Source organism: Candidatus Gracilibacteria bacterium (assembly GCA_010119145.1).
Lineage (GTDB): Bacteria > Patescibacteriota > Gracilibacteria > BD1-5 > UBA6164 > JAACSU01.
In genome coordinates this window covers 1-1,009 of record JAACSU010000022.1, presented here as the reverse complement: position 1 = coordinate 1,009, position 1,009 = coordinate 1, and the positions used below count along the sequence as shown (strand labels likewise).

Annotated in this window: 1 protein-coding gene; it reads left to right on the top strand. The window is 35.2% G+C overall.

From position 1 onward, the window contains the following. The first annotated feature begins 46 nt into the window (after positions 1-46). Positions 47-748, top strand: coding sequence for a hypothetical protein (locus GW846_06405; protein NDK10376.1), 702 nt, complete (start codon positions 47-49; stop codon positions 746-748). Positions 749-1,009: the final 261 nt, after the last annotated feature.

Genomic DNA, 1,009 nt, shown 5'->3' with positions numbered 1-1,009 from the left:
AGAACCTCTATCTTTTGAATCATTTGACAAAATTATTATTTCGGTTATGGCAAAAAAAATTGCGGCCGGCACGACTCACTTAGTCATAGATATTCCAATCGGTAAAACGGCCAAGATTCATCGTTTTTCTGAAGGAGAAGAGGTGGCTAAAAAATTTGAAAGTTTAGCTCACCATTTTGGGATTAAGGTTATTTGTGATATCAATGAGACACTCGAACCTGCCGGTCGGGGAATTGGGCCAATACTTGAAGCACGCGATGTCTTGTATGTCCTGGAACAAAAAACCGATCGCCCTCTCCGTCTTGAAGCTAAGTCTCTAAGATTGGCAGGAAAGCTTTTAGATCTTTGTTATAAAGAGAAGGGAAATCCGCCGGCTGGCGGAGGAGAGGACGAAGCAAGGAAAATTCTTGAATCAGGAACTGCCTTAACAAAATTTCAAGAAATTGTAAAAAATCAAGGAGGTGTTCATAAAATCACTTCCGACTCTCTGGAACTAGCCAAAAATAAATTTGATGTCCGATCTTCCACATCTGGTAAAATTAAGGATATAAACAATCATAATCTTAACATAGTGGCAAAGATCTTGGGTTCACCAAATGATAAAAAGGCCGGGATCTATTTGTTAAAAAAACTAGATCATTCCGTAAGCAAAAATGAGCATATTTTTACTTTATATTCTGAAGATAAATATCGACTAAAAGAAGCAGAAGCAACCTTAAGGAATTTACCAATTTTTAAAATTGAATAGCGTGTCAGGGGATGACAAAACAAAAAAATATGAGAAAACTTAAAATTTTATTGCCGTTATTTATATTAATCTCTGTATTCTTCTACCTATTTTATCGTGAGGGTTCCTTGCCTGTCAATAAAAAAAGTACCGTTTTCAAAATATTTGTAATCAAACAGGGTGATCCTCTTGATACAATCGTTAATAATTTAGCCAGTGAAGGTCTAATCAGAAATAAAATCGTTTTTTATTTGATTGTTAAAAAACTCGGAATCGAAAGAA